The organism is Nocardiopsis sp. LOL_012 (genome assembly GCF_048060475.1).
GTDB lineage: Bacteria > Actinomycetota > Actinomycetes > Streptosporangiales > Streptosporangiaceae > Nocardiopsis.
This window is the reverse complement of the sequence record NZ_JBHMIV010000025.1, coordinates 1-17,011: the sequence shown is the minus strand read 5'-3', so window position 1 is coordinate 17,011 and position 17,011 is coordinate 1. Positions and strand designations below refer to the sequence as shown.

The 17,011-nt window shown below is 71.8% G+C and carries 16 protein-coding genes; 2 read left to right on the top strand and 14 right to left on the bottom strand.

The window, feature by feature from the left end; translation table 11 throughout:
* Nucleotides 1-13: 13 nt before the first annotated feature.
* From ACFHWE_RS16285 to ACFHWE_RS16235, 11 genes are all read right to left on the bottom strand, one after another.
* Nucleotides 14-1,432 (bottom strand): ATP-binding protein, encoded by a 1,419-nt coding sequence (locus tag ACFHWE_RS16285; protein WP_416602496.1) that lies wholly within the window; start codon nt 1,430-1,432, stop codon nt 14-16.
* 114 nt (nt 1,433-1,546) lie between these two features.
* Nucleotides 1,547-2,293, bottom strand: coding sequence for a TIGR03943 family putative permease subunit (locus ACFHWE_RS16280; protein ID WP_416602495.1), 747 nt, complete (start codon nt 2,291-2,293; stop codon nt 1,547-1,549).
* A complete protein-coding gene (locus tag ACFHWE_RS16275; RefSeq protein WP_416602494.1) occupies nt 2,290-3,372 on the bottom strand; it encodes a permease in 1,083 nt (360 codons plus the stop codon). The genes ACFHWE_RS16280 and ACFHWE_RS16275 overlap by 4 nt, the downstream gene beginning before the upstream one ends.
* Before the next feature lie 96 nt (nt 3,373-3,468).
* On the bottom strand, nt 3,469-4,992 hold the full coding sequence (locus tag ACFHWE_RS16270; RefSeq protein WP_416602493.1) for an alanine/glycine:cation symporter family protein: 1,524 nt from the start codon (nt 4,990-4,992) through the stop codon (nt 3,469-3,471).
* 194 nt (nt 4,993-5,186) lie between these two features.
* A complete protein-coding gene (locus ACFHWE_RS16265) occupies nt 5,187-6,701 on the bottom strand; it encodes a DEAD/DEAH box helicase (protein WP_416602492.1) in 1,515 nt (504 codons plus the stop codon).
* Between the two features lie 322 nt (nt 6,702-7,023).
* Nucleotides 7,024-7,863 carry an enoyl-CoA hydratase/isomerase family protein gene (locus tag ACFHWE_RS16260; protein WP_416602491.1) on the bottom strand — a complete coding sequence of 280 codons (840 nt, stop codon included), beginning with the start codon at nt 7,861-7,863 and terminating at the stop codon, nt 7,024-7,026.
* Nucleotides 7,864-7,941: 78 nt separating this feature from the next.
* Nucleotides 7,942-8,169 (bottom strand): helix-turn-helix domain-containing protein, encoded by a 228-nt coding sequence (locus tag ACFHWE_RS16255; RefSeq protein WP_416602490.1) that lies wholly within the window; start codon nt 8,167-8,169, stop codon nt 7,942-7,944.
* Between the two features lie 58 nt (nt 8,170-8,227).
* Entirely contained in the window at nt 8,228-9,826 is a 1,599-nt protein-coding gene (locus tag ACFHWE_RS16250; protein ID WP_416602489.1) for an ABC-F family ATP-binding cassette domain-containing protein, read from the bottom strand.
* Between the two features lie 169 nt (nt 9,827-9,995).
* Entirely contained in the window at nt 9,996-11,309 is a 1,314-nt protein-coding gene (locus ACFHWE_RS16245; RefSeq protein ID WP_416602488.1) for an AI-2E family transporter, read from the bottom strand.
* A gap of 109 nt (nt 11,310-11,418) precedes the next feature.
* On the bottom strand, nt 11,419-11,826 hold the full coding sequence (locus tag ACFHWE_RS16240; RefSeq protein ID WP_416602487.1) for a YccF domain-containing protein: 408 nt from the start codon (nt 11,824-11,826) through the stop codon (nt 11,419-11,421).
* Between the two features lie 446 nt (nt 11,827-12,272).
* Nucleotides 12,273-12,422 carry a hypothetical protein gene (locus tag ACFHWE_RS16235; protein WP_416602486.1) on the bottom strand — a complete coding sequence of 50 codons (150 nt, stop codon included), beginning with the start codon at nt 12,420-12,422 and terminating at the stop codon, nt 12,273-12,275.
* A gap of 68 nt (nt 12,423-12,490) precedes the next feature.
* Between ACFHWE_RS16235 and ACFHWE_RS16230 the strand changes: the two genes are divergently transcribed.
* The gene (locus ACFHWE_RS16230; RefSeq protein ID WP_255342358.1) at nt 12,491-12,790 is read left to right on the top strand and encodes a WhiB family transcriptional regulator; all 300 of its coding nucleotides are present in this window, start codon (nt 12,491-12,493) and stop codon (nt 12,788-12,790) included.
* 108 nt (nt 12,791-12,898) lie between these two features.
* On the opposite strand, the gene ACFHWE_RS16225 is transcribed toward ACFHWE_RS16230, so the two are convergent.
* Together ACFHWE_RS16225 and ACFHWE_RS16220 are read right to left on the bottom strand one after the other, a co-directional pair.
* On the bottom strand, nt 12,899-14,203 hold the full coding sequence (locus ACFHWE_RS16225; protein ID WP_416602532.1) for a phosphoribosyltransferase family protein: 1,305 nt from the start codon (nt 14,201-14,203) through the stop codon (nt 12,899-12,901).
* 125 nt (nt 14,204-14,328) lie between these two features.
* Complete coding sequence (locus tag ACFHWE_RS16220; RefSeq protein ID WP_416602485.1) at nt 14,329-14,895, bottom strand: GNAT family N-acetyltransferase; 567 nt, start codon at nt 14,893-14,895, stop codon at nt 14,329-14,331.
* A gap of 249 nt (nt 14,896-15,144) precedes the next feature.
* Between ACFHWE_RS16220 and ACFHWE_RS16215 the strand changes: the two genes are divergently transcribed.
* Nucleotides 15,145-16,344 carry an MFS transporter gene (locus ACFHWE_RS16215; protein ID WP_416602531.1) on the top strand — a complete coding sequence of 400 codons (1,200 nt, stop codon included), beginning with the start codon at nt 15,145-15,147 and terminating at the stop codon, nt 16,342-16,344.
* Between the two features lie 86 nt (nt 16,345-16,430).
* On the opposite strand, the gene ACFHWE_RS16210 is transcribed toward ACFHWE_RS16215, so the two are convergent.
* Nucleotides 16,431-17,011: hypothetical protein (locus ACFHWE_RS16210; protein ID WP_416602484.1), on the bottom strand; the 581-nt coding region annotated here is incomplete at its 5' end.

Sequence of the window (17,011 nt, the reverse complement as noted above, 5' to 3'; positions counted from 1 at the left end):
CGGCTCGGGCCGGTCAGGCGGGCCGGTCAGGCTCGACCGGGAGCATGAGCGTGAAGACGGCCCCGCCCAGGAGGGGACTGTCCCCGACGGTGAGCGTGCCGCCGTGGTCCCTGGCGATCTCACGCGAGATGGTCAGGCCCAGGCCGCTGCCGCCGGGGTCGCGCTCCCGGGACTCCCTGAGCCGGGCGAAGCGCTCGAACACGCGCTCGCGGTCCTCCTCCGGCACGCCCCGGCCGTCGTCGTGGACGCGCACCACGGCCCTGCCCCCCTCGCAGCCGACCGCGACCACGATCCGGGAGCGGGCGTGCCGCTCGGCGTTGGCGACCAGGTTGGTGAGGACCCGGACCAGGCGGAGCCGGTTGGCCGACACCAGCACCGGGTTCCCGGCGTGCACCTCGACCGAGGTGCCGCCCCGGATATGGCCTGTCTCCTGTCGGACCAGCTCCGACAGGTCGAGGCTCTCCTTGCTCATCGCGAGTCCGGCGTCCAGGCGCGCCATCTCCAGCAGGTCGTCGACGATGCCCTCCAACCGCTCGGTGTCGTCGAGCAGGACCCGGAGCAGCCGCTCGCGCTCGCGCGGGTCGGGCTCGGGATCGGACAGCTCCACCTCCAGCCGGGTGCGCATCCCGGCGATGGGGTTGCGCAGTTCGTGGGAGGCGTCGGAGACGAACCGCCGCTGCTTGGTGACGGAGTCGGACACCCGCTCGATGCTGTCGTTGGCCGTGCGCGCCAGGTGGGCGATCTCGTCCCGGGTGTGGGGGACGGGCACCCTGCGGTCGAGGTCACTCGCCGACAGGCGTTCGAGTTCCAGGCGGATCTCCTCCACGGGCCGCAGCGCCCGGCCCACGCCGTACCAGGTGAGGGACCCGCTGATGGCGAGGAGGAGGACGCCGGTGCCGAGGATCAGCGCCTCCGGCGCGTTGGTGCTGACGATGGCGGGCTCGGGGGTGCTGGCGATGACGAGCACGTCGTCCCCGTAGGCCGTGTCGAGGGCCTCGTAGACCACCACGATGAAGCAGACCTCGCGTTCGTCGTCCACCCGGATGGTGCACACGGTCGTCTCCATCCGGATCCCGCCGATCGGGGTCGGCGGCCGGACGACCGCGGGCGCGCCCCGCATCGCGGCGCTGGCGGCCAGGACCTCGTAGGTGCGGGCGTCGACGATCTGGAGGCGCCCGATCGGGGGATACGAGGGGATGTCCCCGGCGTAGCGCTCCGCACCGATGTCCTCCACCACCGCGCGGGCGGCGGCATCGGCCTGGACTGCCTGCTGGGATGTGAGGAGCGCGTGGAGGACGATGATGACGACGACGAACAGCACCGTGAGGAGGGCGAAGAGCACAGCGACCGACCACAGTGTCACCCGGGCTCGGATCGACCGCGGGCGCTTGCTGTTCCACAGTCGTCTAGCGTGGTCCATCCATTCCGACACGGGCCCATTATCACCCGTTGCACCAACAAAAACCCGGAGGGTTACTGCTGCGGCGATTCGATTCGGCCCGCCAGGCCCTGGTCCGAGCGGGCCGTCGCACCTTCCGGGCGGCCCCTACCCCTCGTAGGGGTCGGGCGGGTTCTGGACGGCCTCCTGATCCAGGGCGTGGAACTCGTGCTGGGCCACGTCGGCGAGGTCGCCCTCGGGCTCCACCCAGGTGCCGCGCACCGTCCACCAGGAGTCCTTGTCGGGCGCGGTGGTGTTGGTGATGAGCACCTTGTTGACGATGGCGTCGGCGGCGCAGCAGGCCATCTGGAGGCGGGCCAGGTACCAGCCCTGCCCGTCCTCGGCGGGGACCGCGAACCCGGTCAGCTCGATCTCCCGGCCCGCCATGGCGCGCTCCTCGTCGACCCAGGCCCGCATCACGAACTGGCGGATGTCCATGTCGACGGCCTCGCCGGGGGCCGCCTCGTCCAGGCCGTCGTCGAACGAGCTTCCGCGAAGGGGTGCCTCGGGCGGCGCGGCGGGGGCGTCGTCGCGCTCCACCGTGTAGGAGCCCAGCGCCGGCGGGGCCACCACGAAGACGGCCACGACCGGCGCGAGCAGGAGCCAGGCCACGCGCGGGGCCCGCTCGTGGTCGTGGCCGTGGTCCGGGGCGCAGTCGGGCTCGGCGCTGCCCCCGCCGCGCAGTTCCGCGGCGATGACGAGCACCCCCAGGATCGCCATGACGGCCCCGGCGGCGATCAGGAAGGGCCCGAAGGCGGGTTTGACCCAGTTCAGGTACAGGTCGCTGAAGAGCGTGCTGCTCAGCGCCGCGGCCCCGAGCAGGACGAGCGTGAGCCCCTGGGCGATCCGGTTCACAGCAGAAGTCCTCCGATCACGAACGTACTGGCCAGACCGACCACCAGGCACAGCGGTGCGAAGCGGACGGCGAAGCGCCAGCCGAACACGGCGGCCTGCATGGCGATGAGCTTGAGGTCGACCATCGGGCCGATCACCATGAAGGCGAGCTTGGCCGTGGGCGAGAAGTCGCCGAAGCTGAGCGCGACGAAGGCGTCGGCCTCGGAGCAGACGGACAGCAGGATCGCCAGCGCCGCCATGACCAGCACCGACACCACGGGGGTGTCGGCCACCGCCAGCAGCCACTCGCGGGGGATCATGATGTTGAGGCTCGCGGCGGCCGCGGCCCCGACCACGAGGTAGCCGCCCGCGTGCATCATGTCGTGGAGCATCGAATCGCGGAAGACGAGCCACCGCGCCGTTCCCACCGCGTGGGTGGGCGCGGGCAGCCTGATCCAGTCGGCGCGGCCGAAGCGCACCCAGATCCAGCCGATCACCACCGACGCGGCCAGGGAGGCCGCGAACCGGGCCAGCACCACCTCGGGCTGCCCGGCGAAGGCCACCGCGGTGGCGATCATGACGACCGGGTTGATGGCGGGCGCGGCCAGCAGGAACGTGAGCGCGGCCGCCGGGGCGACCCCGCGCTTGACCAGGCTTCCGGCGATGGGAACCGAAGCGCACTCGCATCCGGGCAGCAGCGCCCCGGACAGTCCGGCGACCGGCACCGCCGCCCCCGGACGCGAGGGGAAGAAGCGCTGGTAGGCCGAGGCCGGCACGAAGGCGGTGAGCGCCGCGGACAGGGCGACCCCGAAGACGAGGAAGGGCAGCGCCTGGAAGCTGATCGCGGTGAAGATCGTGGACCATGCGAGGAAGGCCTGGTGGGTGAGCTGGTCGGACACCCAGGCGTGGCCCAGCGCCATCGCGGTGATGAACAGCGCGAACAGCCAGACCGTCCCGGTCCCGGGCCTGCGCTTGCGGCGCCCCCAGTCCGAGGGGGGCAGTTCCTCCCCCTCCGCGCGGGGGTCCCATCCCCCGGCGAGCGTGTCGCCGAGTGAGGAGTGTGTGGTGTCGTCGTCCGAAGGCGTGGTCCGGTCGGGCACAGCGCTGCTCCGCGTGGTCGGGTGGGATCTGCCCCAAGGGTAGCCGAGAACCGCTTTCCTTCGGGACCGCCTTCGCGGCCTGTGGACAGGCCCGCCTCAGTCCCGCTCGTCGCCGCCCTCCTCCGGCGGCCGCCCGTCCTCGTCCCGCAGCACGGGGTCGCCCAGTGGGGAGCCGTGGCCCAGCTCCACCTCCTCGGGCAGGGCCCCCTCCGCCTCGCCCCAGCACTGCACGTTCCTCAGGTCCGGCATCTTGGCCAGGCTCCACTGCGGGTCGAGTCCGTTGCGGTGTTGGCGGGTGTAGTCGGCCAGGAGCCGGAACGCGGTCCCCGACAGCGGGATGAGGGCGGCCAGGTTGACCAGTGCCATGACACCCATCGTTACGTCGGCCAGGACCCACACCAGGGTCAGCGGCGCCACGCTGCCGAGGAACACCGCGGCCAGCACCACCGCGCGGAAGTAGGTCATGTGGCGCGGATCGGCGTCGAGGAACCTCAGGTTGGTCTCGCCGTAGTAGTAGTTGCCCAGCAGCGAGGTGAAGGCGAGCAGGCACAGGATGAGGGTGAGGGCGTGGACCGACCAGCCGCCCAGGCTGGCCTCCAGAGCGACCTGGGTGACCTGGGCACCCGCGTCGCCGCCGTAGTCGGGTTCGGGCACCAGGATGATGAACGCGGTGACCGAGCACACCAGGAGGGTGTCGAAGTACACCCCCAGGCACTGCACCAGGCCCTGTTTGACCGGGTGCGACACCGAGGCCGTGGCACCGGCGTTGGGCGCCGACCCCAGGCCCGCCTCGTTGGAGAACATGCCGCGCCGCATGCCCTGGACGATCGCGGCCCCCGCTCCGCCCGCGACGAACTCGCGCAGCCCGAACGCCCCCGCGAGGATGTCGCCGAGGACCCTGGGCAGCTCACCCAGGTTGAGCACCACCACGGCCATGCCGATGAGGAGGTACAGCAGGGCCATGGCCGGGACCAGCGTCTCGGCCACGTGGGCGATGCGCCGCACACCCCCGAAGACGACGAGCCCGAGCAGAGCGGTCACCAGGAGCCCGATGAGCGTGTTCAGCAGCCACCCCGTGGGCAGGCCCACCGAGTCGGCCGACATCGCGACCACACCGGTGATGCTGTTGGACTGCACCGAGTTGAACACCAGGGAGAAGGTGACGGTGATGATGACGGCGAAGAGCACGCCCATCCAGCGCTGCCCGAGGCCGTGGAGCATGTAGTAGGCCGGGCCGCCCCGGAAACCGGTCTCGGTGCGCACCTTGTACAACTGGGCCAGTGTGGACTCCACGAAGGCGGCCGACCCGAGGACCGTGGCCATCAGCCACATCCAGAAGATCGCTCCCGGGCCGCCCAGGACGATCGCCGTGGCCACACCCGCGATGTTGCCCGTGCCCACGCGCGAGGCGGCGGAGATCGCGAACGCCTGGAAGGACGAGATCTCCTTGCGGCCGTCGGGCGCGGTGCCGGGGCTGCTGCGCACGACCCGGAACATCTCCGGGAACAGCCGAAGTTGGACGAACCCCGAGCGCACCGTGAAGTAGACGGCCAGGACGATCAGGAGCGGGATGAGGATCCAGCTCCACAGGACGTCGTTGACGGCGGTGATGGCGTTCACGCGTTCCCCTCCGTACGGCGCGGGACTCCCCGACCCTGATCCGGGGCCGTCCCGCCACTGTCCACGGCAGCGCGGCGGAAGGGCACGCGGGACACGTCAAATCGGGGCAAAGGAGGGGCTCCGGCGGAGGTGCGGCGGCACCCGGACACGCCTCGGGCCCGGCCGGAGCCGGGCCCGAGGTACAGCCGTAGGGGTCAGCGGCGTCCTGCCGGGTTGTAGCGACCGCCCCTGCGGTCGTCGCCGCGGTGGTGTCCGCCCCGGTCCTCGCGCCGGTCCCCGCCGCGGCGCTCGCCACGGGGGCCGTCCCCGTCGCGGTGACCGCGGCGCTCACCATCGCGGAATCCGCCGCCCTCGCCCCGGTGGGACCGGCGCTCACCGTCGCGGAATCCGCCGCCCTCGCCCCGGCGGTTGCCCCGCGGGCGGTCGCCGCGGTAGCCGCCCCGGTAGCCTCCGCCGCGGTACCCGCCGCGACGGGGGCCGCCCCGGCCTCGGCGCGGGCGCTCCGGCTCCGGCGGCTCGACCCACGGCTCACCGCTGGGCTCGCGTGCCCCGGTCACCTCGGTGAGCAGCTCGTCACCGGGGTTGACCAGGTGTTGCTTGGCCACCACGCCCGCGTCGCTGAGCAGGCGGCGCGCCGTGCGGCGCTGGTTGGGGGCCACGAGGGAGACCACCGCGCCCGAGGAGCCGGCCCGGGCGGTGCGGCCGCCGCGGTGCAGGTAGTCCTTGTGGCCGGTGGGCAGGTCGACGTTGACGACCAGGTCGATGCCGTCGACGTGGATACCGCGTGCGGCGACGTCGGTGGCGATCAGGGCCTGGATGCGGCCCTCCTTGAACTTGGCCAGGGTGCGGGTGCGCACGCTCTGCGTCTTGCCGCCGTGCAGGGAGGCGCAAGGGACACCGAGCTGGACGAGCTGTTCGCTGATGGTGTCGGCGCGGTACTTGCTGCGCACGAACAGGATGGTGCGCCCGTCGCGGGCGGCGATCTGCGCGACGATCTTGTTCTTGTCGCGCGGCAGCACCTTGAGCAGGTGGTGCTCCATGGTGGTGACCTGCGAGACCGGCGGGTCCACGGAGTGGGTGCGCGGGTCGTTCATGTACTTGCGGACCAGCTTGTCGACGTCACCGTCGAGCGTGGCCGAGAACAGCAGGGTCTGCCCGCCGGGGCGGACCTGGTCGAGCAGCTCGCTGACCTGCGGCATGAAGCCCATGTCGCACATCTGGTCGGCCTCGTCCAGGACTGAGAGCTCCACGTCGCCCAGGTCGCAGGCGCCCTGCTCGATGAGGTCGGTGAGGCGGCCCGGGGTGGCGACGAGGACGTCGACGCCGCGGCGCAGTTCGTTGATCTGTCGGGTGTAGGAGCTGCCCCCCACGACGTCCCCGACACGCACGCCGACGACACGGGCGTAACCGCGCAGGGCGTCACGCACCTGGTGGGCGAGTTCGCGGGTGGGCACCAGGATCAGGGCCCGGGGGCGGGAGGCGGCGGCGCGGCGCTCGGAGCAGCGCATGAGCACCGGCAGCCCGAAGGCCAGGGTCTTGCCCGATCCCGTGCGGCCGCAGCCGAGGACGTCGCGGCCCTCGATGGCGTCGGGGATGGTGGCCGCCTGGATCGGGAACGGCGTGGTCACACCGTTCTTGGCCAGCTCTCCGACGATGTCCTGGGGCAGCCCGAGACCGTCGAAGGCAGGCTCTACGGCAGTGTCCGTCAAGTGACGTGTACCTTCCTCATCGTTTGGCGGCGTTTCGAGGAAGGCTCCACACGGCCCGGGGACCCAGCGAAGAAATCACACAAACGCGCCTGATCACACGCGGAAGCGGACCCCGGACTGGATTCGGGGCTCGGGACTCTTCACTTCAAGAGTGGCGCCGACGGGGTCGGCACGCGCTCCGCGTCTTGCGCGGTCCGGCGCGCTCGGATGCGCGCGGCATTGAACGACCGCTTGGAGAAGCCTACTAGACATCCTCCACGGCCGGGACGGGACGGGGGTTTCCGGCCCGTGATCCAGGTCTCCCCCGCCCTCTCCGGCCGGTTCAGGAGGGGTCGGCCGCCCGGGCCCCGGCGAGCGCGGTGAGGCGCGCCGCCTGCGCCCGGCGCTCGGCCGCGACCTGTTGCTGGAGTGTGTTGCCCGGGGCCTGCTGGAGCAGCGCCTTGGTGGCCGCGGCCGCGTCGGGGTCGGTGGCCAGCAGGGCGGCGACGAGGTCGTCGACGGCGCCGGGGAGTTCACCGGCGGAGACGACGGCCTCGGCCAGGCCGAGTTCGCGCGCCTCCCGGGCGCCCACCCTGCGCGCGGTGAGGCAGATCTCGGTCGCCCGGTGCACGCCCACGATGTCCACGAGCGGCTTGGTCCCGGTGAGGTCGGGGACCAGGCCGAGGGCGGGCTCCTTCATGCACAGGGAGGCGTCGTCGGCAAGGATTCGGATGTCGCAGGACAGGGCCAACTGGAACCCGGCGCCGATCGCGTGCCCGCGCACGGCGGCGACGGTCACCAGGTCGGGGCGGCGCAGCCACAGGAAGCCCTCCTGGAGCCCCGCGATGTAGGCGTCCACCCCCTCCGGGTCGACCGTGCCCGCGGCGATCTCGGCGACGATGGAGCGCTCGCCCCCGATCCCCTCCGGGCTGAACATGCCCAGGTCGATGCCGGCGGAGAAGATGTCGCCCTCCCCGGCGAGCACGACGACGCGGACACCGTCGGGCAGGGTCCGGCCGATGCGGGCCAGGGCGGCCCACATGCGCCCGGTCATCGCGTTGCGGCGCTCCGGGCGGTCGATGGTGACGCGGGCCACCGGCCCGTCCACCGCCAGCCGCAGGCCGGCCCGGGCGAGCTCCTCCCCGGTGGGTGCGGTTTCCGTGTCGCTCGGGGCCGGTGCCATGGGTTCCTCCGTCGTGTTCGGTGTCACACCCGAACCCTACTGTCAGGTAACCCGGGGGCCGCGGGCGGGCACGCCGATCTACTCGACGACGGTGCCCCTGCGGCGCGAGACGCCCCCGCCCCCGCGCCCGCGCAGCTCCGCCCCGGCCTCCTCCAGCACCGTGCGGACGAACCCGTAGGACCTCCCGGTGGCAGCCGACAGCATGCGGATGCTCTCTCCCGCCTCGTAGCGGCGCCGGAGCTCGGCCCCCAGGGCCGTGCGGTCCTCGCCGGAGACACGGATGCGCTTCTTGGAAGCCTCGCTCACGGTGCACTCCTCAGGGTCGTGGAAGCGGTGGGAGACCACCGCCGGGGCCGGCCGCCGCTCACGCGAGGGCGATGAGGTCCTCGAACTCGGCGTTCCACACGTCCTCGACGCCGTCGGGCAGCAGGATCACCCGCTCCGGCTGGAGCGCCTCCACCGCGCCCTCGTCGTGTGTCACCAGCACGATGGCGCCCCGATACCTCCGCAGTGCCGCCAGGATCTCCTCGCGGCTGGCCGGGTCGAGGTTGTTGGTGGGCTCGTCCAGCAGCAGCACGTTGGCGCTGGAGACCACCAGGGTGGCCAGCGCCAGGCGCGTCTTCTCCCCGCCGGAGAGCACCCCGGCGGGCTTGTCCACGTCGTCACCGGTGAAGAGGAAGGAGCCGAGCGTCTTGCGCGCCTCGACCTCCGGCAGGTCCGGGGCGGCGCTCATCATGTTCTCCAGCACGCTCCGGTCCACGTCCAGGGTCTCGTGCTCCTGGGCGTAGTAGCCGAGTTTGAGGCCGTGGCCGGGGACGACCCGGCCGGCGTCGGGCTCCTCGACACCGCCCAGCAGCCGCAGCAGCGTGGTCTTGCCCGCGCCGTTGAGGCCCAGTATGACCACGCGGCTGCCCCGGTCGATCGCCAGGTCGACCCCGGCGAAGATCTCCAGGGAGCCGTAGGACTTGGACAGCCCCTCGGCCATGAGCGGGGTCCTCCCGCTGGGTGCCGGGTCGGGGAAGCGCAGCTTGGCGACCTTGTCCGAGACCCGTACGCCCTGCACGCCGTCCAGGATCCGGTCCGCGCGGTTGAGCATCTGCTGCGCGGCGCGCGCCTTGGTGGCCTTGGCCCGGAACCGGTCGGCCTGCTTGCGCAGGGTCTCCGCCTGCTTCTCGGCGTTGGCGAGCTCGCGGCGGCGCCGGCTCTCGTCGGCCTCGCGCTGGGACAGGTACTGTCTCCAGCCCATGTTGTAGACGTCGATGACGCTGCGGTTGGCGTCCAGGTAGAACACCCGGTTGACCACGTCCTCGACCAGTTCGACGTCGTGGCTGATGACGATGAGGCCGCCCTGGTGGGACTTGAGGAAGTCCCGCAGCCAGACGATGGAGTCGGCGTCCAGGTGGTTGGTGGGCTCGTCCAGGAGCAGGGTGTCGGAGTCGCTGTAGAGGATGCGCGCCAGCTCGATCCGGCGGCGCTGGCCGCCGGAGAGCGTGCGCAGCGGCTGCGACAGCACCTTGTCGGGCAGGCCCAGGCTGGAGGCGATGGCGGCGGCCTCGGACTCGGCGGCGTACCCGCCCAGGACGTGCAGCCGCTCCTCCCAGCGGGAGTAGGCGCGCACCCCCTTGTTGCGGGTCTTGGTGTCGGTGCTGGCCATCTTCTTCTCGGCCTCGCGCATGCCGCGCAGGGCCTCGTCGATGCCCCGGGCGGAGAGGATCCTGTCCTTGGCGATCACGTCGAGGTCGCCGGTGCGCGGGTCCTGGGGCAGGTAGCCGATGCTCCCGCTGGAGGTGACCGCCCCGCCGGTGGGGATCCCCTCGCCGGCCAGGACCTTGGTCATGGTGGTCTTGCCCGCGCCGTTGCGACCGACCAGGCCGATCCTGTCCCCCGCCCCCACGCGGAACGTGGTCGGCTCCAGCAGGAGACGGGCTCCGACACGCAGTTCGAGGTCGGTGGCGATCAACATGGCAGGGGCTTCCTCAGGTCGGTGGGACTCGTGCGGCGGCACACCCGGACCGCGAGGGGCCGGTGCGCGGGCGACCGCTCCAGCGTAACCGCACCCGGGGGCCGGATCCGGTGGCCGCCGGTGTACGGTCCCCGCCCGCGCGGTGCGGGCGGGGACCGCATGCCGCGGGTCAGTCCCCGGGGGCCGGGGCCTCGCGCTCCTCCCCGGAACCGCTCTCGGGCCCGGTCCCGCCGTCCCCGGCCGGTGGGCCCGCCTTGGCCGCCTCAGCGTGCGGAAGGGCCGGCGGCCGGTTGCGCAGCAGGGCGGCGAGCACTGCCGCGACCGGGGTCGCCAGGAACAGGCCGGTGATGCCGCCGAGGATGCTGCCGATGGTCAGGGCGATGAGGACGATGGCCGAGGGCAGTTCGAGCGCCTGCCCGTAGATGCGCGGCGCGAAGACGTTGCTCTCCAACTGCTGGACCAGCAGGACTACGCCCAGCACGACCAGGGCCACGATCCACCCTTCGGTCACCAGGGCGACCAGGACCGCGAGCAGGCCGCTGAGGAAGGCCCCGATGATCGGGATGAAGGCCCCGATGAAGGTGAGCACGATCAGCGGGATGGCCAGGTTGGTGTCGATGAGGAAGACGAGGAAGACACCGATGCCGACCGCGTCGAAGAGGCCGACCATCGCCACACCGCGCACGTACCGGCCCATCACGCCGTAGGCGACGCTGCCCGCGTGGCGCAGGCCCGGACGGGACTTGGGCGGCAGCAGGGTGATGAGCCACTCCACGAGCTGGTCGCCGGAGTGGACGAAGTACACGGTGAGCACGATGATCAGGACGATCCCGAGCAGGACCTGGAACACCGCGGTCGTGGCGGTCCAGGCACCGGTGAGGATCTGGTCCTGGTTCTCGGTGAGGGCGGTCTGGATCTGGGCCCAGGCGCTGTCGATCAGTTCGGTGAACACCGCGGGGTCCAGGCCGAAGGGGATCTCGATCGTCTGCAACCGGTCCACCGCGTCGTTGACGCTGGCCACGATCTCGTCGAAGCCGCTGACCGCCGGGGTGACGATCATGGAGATCACACCGCTGAAGACGATGAGCCCGAAGAGCAGACTGATGGCGGTGGACAGCCCCCGGCCGAAGCCGGTGCGCTTGAGGGGGTTGGGGTTGCGCAGCCAGGTGGCGAGGGGCATGAGCAGGGCGGTGAGGAAGACCGCGATGACCACGGGCAGCGTGACCACGCGCAGGTAGATCACCGCGTAGAGCAGCAATCCCGCCACGACGCCGATGATGAGCAGCCGCAGGGCCACGTCGCTGACCACGCGGAGGATGTCACCGGCGCCGACGTCGTCCTGGGCCGCCAGTTCCGCTTCGGGGATCTCGGGCTCGGGCGGCGAGGACGGCTCCTCGGCACGGGCGCGCTGCTCGGCCCGGGCCCGGCGGGCGGTGGTCCACCTGTTCAGGAGCGCCCACACTCCTGGCCGCTGGGCTTGCACATGGACTCCATTCTCTGGGGGTCGGTGGAACGCGGTGGGGAAGCGGTCGGCCCGCGGGGCGCCGTCGCCGCCGCCCGGGAGTCCGGCCCCTCACAGGGGATCCAACGTGTCAGAACTGCCAGGGTTCCCGGGGTTGACCGCTGTGGACGATCTCGTTGCCGAAGGGTGCCAGGGCGACGGGGATCATCTTGAGCGAGGCCCACGCCATGGGCAGTCCGATGATGGTGACGGCCAGACCGATCGCGGTGGCGATGTGGCCGAGGGCCAGCCACCATCCGGCGACGATCAGCCAGATGACGTTGAGGACGGTACTGCCTCCGCCCGAACCGGGTCTGCGGACCAGTTCGCGGCCGAAGGGCCAGAGCGCGTAGTTGGCCGTGCGGAAGGAGGCCACACCGAACGGGATCGTCACGATGAGGACGCAGCAGACGACGCCGGCGATGACGTATCCGACCGCCAGCCAGAAGCCCGCGACGAAAAGCCAGACGACGTTGAGGACGAGTCTCACGAAGGCCATCGTGACGTGGTTCTCCCTGTGGTCCGTTTTACGGGCGGACGGTGTCGTGGAAAGGCCGCCCCTGTCCTACCGCATCGGATGCGGAAAGACCGTGATCCGTTCCCGGCGGTTTCCCTTTCGGGCCGGGCGGCCCCGGACGCCCCTGGGAGACCGTCGCCCACAGTGATGCCCTGCGGTCGGCCGGATCCCGGGCGCGGAGCCTGTCCACAATGTGACCAGTACATCACAGAAGGCCCCTAGGCAGGCAGGACATCGCGCCATACGATGTGTGACGTCGTCGGCGAACCCGTGACCCGCTCGCTGTTTACGACAAAAATGGACAATCAACCACATGCCACCCCGTGGCTACGTGGATTCGGTAACGGTTCTGTGAGTAATTTCCCCACCCCCCGTGCATGATCGGGACCGGGGATGGCATGATTACGTACCGGCTCGGACGGAGGCTGTCACCGCCTCCGCAGCCGTTCGTGTGAGAGCACTCCGTCGACGGCGGCCGTCGCCGCCTCGTCCGTGCGCTTCTTCGTGGTCTCAGCCACACCGGGGAACACCGCCATCGCCGCGGGCGTTCGCGTCCTGCGGGGGCTCTCACGCCGCATGACCGACTTTGTGGTGACTGAAGCTTTTTCTGACAGCTTACTAGTGATTCAGTAGAGGTGGTTCAAGCATGTCTCAGGTACGTCGGCAGGCCGCGCTGCGCCCCCGCCCGAGCTGGGGGTGGCAGGACGCCGCCGCGTGCCGGGGCGAGGACCTTGTGCTCTTCTTCGGCCCCGACGGCGAACGCCAGCCGGAACGGGAGATCCGCGAGCGCAAGGCCAAGGAGATCTGCACGGCCTGTCCGGTACGCACGGAATGCCTGGACTACGCGATCTCGCGTCCGGAGAAGTACGGCACGTGGGGCGGCCTCAATGAGGACGAGCGCGCTTCCGAGCGCCGCCGCCGCATGCGCCGCGCCAACGCCGCCTGACAGCGGACCCTGACGCGGCAGCGGCCGATCGCAACTCCCCGGTGGCCCCGGCCCCAGAACGAACCCGCGGCGCCCGACGACCAAGGTCGAGGGCGCCGCGGGTTTTTCTCATCCCTTCTCCAGGTGGCGGTCGAACCAGTCCACCGCCTCCACCGCCGCCTGCCGCCACTCCTGGGTCTCCTGGAGCAACTGCTCGGCCCCCGACACCACCTTCAGGTCGGTCTCCGCGCCCATCCTCCGGCGCGCCCACTCCCCGAGTTCGCGGATGAAGGAGTCCCGGCCCTCCAACAGCACCAGCACCGGGGCGCCCACCTGGGGAAGGCTTGGTTCGGCCAGGTCGATCCGGCCGCCGTAGGCCACCACGGCGCCCACGTCCCGCGGGTGCCGCGCCGCCGTGACCAGGGCCGCCGGAGCGGCGGAGCCGTACCCGAGGATCCCCGGGGCCCGCTCGGCCACGTCCGTCGACCGCCTGAGCCAGGCGACCGCCGCGTCCAGCCGGTCGCCCAGCACCGAGACGTCCACACCGTCGACCCGGTGGGCGCGCTCGGCCGCCGTCACCAGGTCCAGGACCAGGGTCGCGTACCCGGACCGCCGCAGCACCGCCGCGATCGCCTGCCAGCGAGGATCGTCCCGGCCCGTCCCCGTCACCAGCACGACCGTGCCCTGCACGGCCGCGGGCACGGTGAGCTCGCCTTCGAGGTAGGCCTGGCCGCCGGCCCGGATCCGGACGCCGCGCACGGTCTCGGGCCGCTGGCGGTGGCTCCCCAGTTCGGAGAGGATGGCGGTCACGTGCCCGTCTGAGAGCTGGCTGAAGTCCCGGTACCACTCCCCCACTGCGCGGAAGTTGTCGGGGACGCCGAGCACGATGAGCTTGTCGGCCTCCGGACGGAGCGCCTCCACCGCCTCCGGGGAGGCGATCGGGACGGCCAGCACGAGCTGGGCCGGCTTCTCCTGGCGGAGCATGCGCAGCGCCGCACGCGCGGTGCCGCCGGTGGCCACGCCGTCGTCCACGACGATGACGTCGCGTCCGGCGATCCGCGGCATGGCGCGGCCGCCCCGGTACACCCGGCTCCGGCGCTCCAGTTCCCTGCGCTCGGCCTCGACCGTGGCGGTCAGGGCATGGCGCGGCAGGCGCATCCGGGCCAGGGCCGTGTCGTCGAAGATCACGTGCCCGTCCTCGGCGACCGCGCCGACGCCCAGTTCCGGTCGGCCGGGCAGACCGATCTTGCGGACGATGAGCACGTCGAAGTCGGTGTCGAGCAGGCGGGCGAGTTCGGCGCCGACCGGGACCCCGCCCCTGGGCAGGGCCAGTACCAGCGGGTCCGCGGCCGCGAACGGGCGCACCCGCTCGGCGAGGCGGCGGCCCGCCTCGGTGCGGTCGGTGAAGGGCAGCGAAACGGGTACCGGGTTCATGTGCTCGCCGGTGCCGGGGCCGTGGCCCCGCACCGCTCCTCTCTGTGGAGTGAGCCGTGGGAAAGTGCTACCGGGATACCCCGGACCACAGCGGCCACAATCCCGCCATCAGGCAAAACCAGATTTCAGTCCTCTTTGGCGGGTATATCGCTACGCAATACCCCCATGAGGAGCGCGTCGTGGCGGCGCCCCTCCCAGAACAGGGAGTCCCGCAGGCGGCCCTCCACGGTGAAACCGCAGGAGCGGTACACCGCGATGGCCCTCATGTTGAACGTGTACACGTACAGCCAGACCCGGTGCAGGCCCACGTGGTCGAAGGCGTACTCCAGCATGAGCCGGGTGGCCTCCCGCCCCAGCCCCTGCCCCGCGAACCGGAGAGCCGACAGGGTGATGTGGTAGCCCGCGCTCTCGTTCTCGGGCGATACCGCGTAGAGGAACAGGTCGCCCAGGTAGCTTCCGTCCTCTCGGGAGACGATGGCCAGGTCGAGCCGGTCACCGTCGGCGGGGCGCCGCTCGCACCGCTCACGCGCGTCCTCGTAGGTGAGGTGGCGGTGGCTTCCGGTGAGTCTGCGGATCTCCTCGTCGAGGCTGGCGGAGAAATAGGCGTCCGTGTGCTCGGGGCCCAGGGGTACGAGGCGGATCCGCTCCCCGACGAGGGTGGGCGCATCTCGCAGCGCGCTCGCATTGATCATGAACACTTCCGGTTCCGTCCGGGCCGCGGTCGCGGTCTCCAGCGTGGGGTCGGCGGTCGTGAGCAGTGGCCGGGGCAGGGCCTGTCGGGGCGGGGTCGAGAGGGCTCCGGTGGGGGAACGTGACGGCAGAGAACCTCTTTGTAGGCGCCTATGGGCTTTCAGGCAAGGGCGGGGAAAGGGCGTACCGCCGGATCGGCGGGAAGATAGGATGACTCGCGCCGCCCGAACGCGTAGGAGCCCCCTGTGAGTATGCCCGATATCCGCACCGCCACCGGGGCCACGCCCCCGGCCGAGGCCCGCAGGGCGCGGACAGCGGTCTCCACCCTCTTCTTCGTCAACGGTTTCACCTACACCAACGCGGTGCCGTGGCTGCCCGTGATCAAGGACCGGTTGGCGCTCGACAACGCGGAACTGGGGCTGGCCATCGCCGCGGCGCCGACCGGGGCGATCCTGACCGGCATGCTCGCGGGGCCGATGATCCACCGTTTCGGCAGCGGCCGCACGGCCGTCGGAACGAGTCTCATCACTCTGGGAGCGCTCCCATTCATCGCCTTGGCACAGGACTGGTGGATACTCGCCGCCGCGTTCCTCGTCCTGGGCAGCGCCGACGCCTGGACCGACTCCGCACAGAACGCGCACGGGCTGCGGGTCCAGCGCCGGTACGGCCGCAGCATCATCAACACCTTCCACGCGGTGTGGAGCATGGCCGCGGTCTCCGGCGGACTCGTCGGGGCCGCGATGGCGGGGCTCGGGGTACCCGTCCTGTGGCACCTGGGAACGGTCTCCGTACTCCTGGTGTGCGTGAACCTGGCCGTGGGCCGCATGCTGCTCCCAGGCCCGGAGCACAGCGAGCGCGGGGACGGCGCCGAGCACGGCGGCGGCCGCACGCGTCTGCCCGTCCCTGCGGTGGCGGTGCTCGTGGCTCTCGGCGTGCTGCTGATGCTCGCCGGCGGGATCGAGGACTCGGCTGCCTCCTGGGGGGCGGTGTACATGACCGGGGAGCTGTCCGCACCGCTGTTCCTCGCGGCGATGCCGTTCGTGGCCTGCCAGGCGATGATGGCCCTGGGCCGCCTCGCGGGCGACCGCGCCACCGACCGGTTCGGCGCGGTCGCGGTGGGCCGGGTCTGCGGCCTGCTGGCGGGCGGCGGTATGGCGCTCGCCCTGCTCCTGCCGCATCCCACGGCGGCCGTCGTCGGGTTCGGCGTCATGGGGCTGGGGGTGTCCGCGCTGTTCCCTCTGACGCTGGCGGCGGCGGGCGAGGTACCCGGGGTGCGCAGCGGTGACGGTGTGACGATCGTGGGGTGGCTGGGACGAGCGGGGTTCTTCGCGTTCCCGCCCCTGGTGGGTCTCCTGGGCGACGCCTTCGGCCTGGGCGCCGCGCTGTGGGTGGTCTCCGCCGGCGGCCTGGCGGTGTTCCTCCTCGCCTCCGCGCTCCGCCCCCGAGACTGAGAGCGGCCCCCGGCCGCGCCCTGGGGCGCGGCCGGGGGCCGCGGTACACGTCCACGGTCCGCGGGGACCGTTCGCGGGCGTGTGGATCAGGCGATCGAGGCCGGACGGCGCGCCCCGGCCCACAGGGCGAACGCGCCGATGCCGGTCACCACGAGGCCGCCGAGCACGAAGCCCTGCATGTCGACGCCGGTCACCGCGAGGGAGTCGTCGTCCCGGTCGCCGTCGTCGTCCGCCGAACCGTCGTCACCACCGCTGTCGGCAGGGGCGCCGTTCTGGGGCCGACGGTCGTCGCCGCCGTCACCGGTGCTGCCACCGGTGCCGCCGTCGCCACCGTCACCGGTACTGTCGCCGGTGCCGCCGTCGCCACCGTCACCGGTACTGTCGCCGGTGCCGCCGTCGCCGGAACCACCGCCCGTGCCGCTACCGGAACCACCTCCGGTGGTTCCACCGTCGCCGCCGGAACCACCGTCACCAGTGTCTCCGCCGGTACCGCCAGTGCCGCCGTCACCAGTGTCTCCACCCGTGCCGCCATCACCGCCGTCGCCGCCGGTACCGCCGGTGTCCCCACCAGTGCCACCGTCACCACCGGTGTCCCCACCAGTACCGCCGTCACCACCGGTGTCCCCACCAGTACCGCCGTCACCACCGGTGTCCCCACCAGTACCGC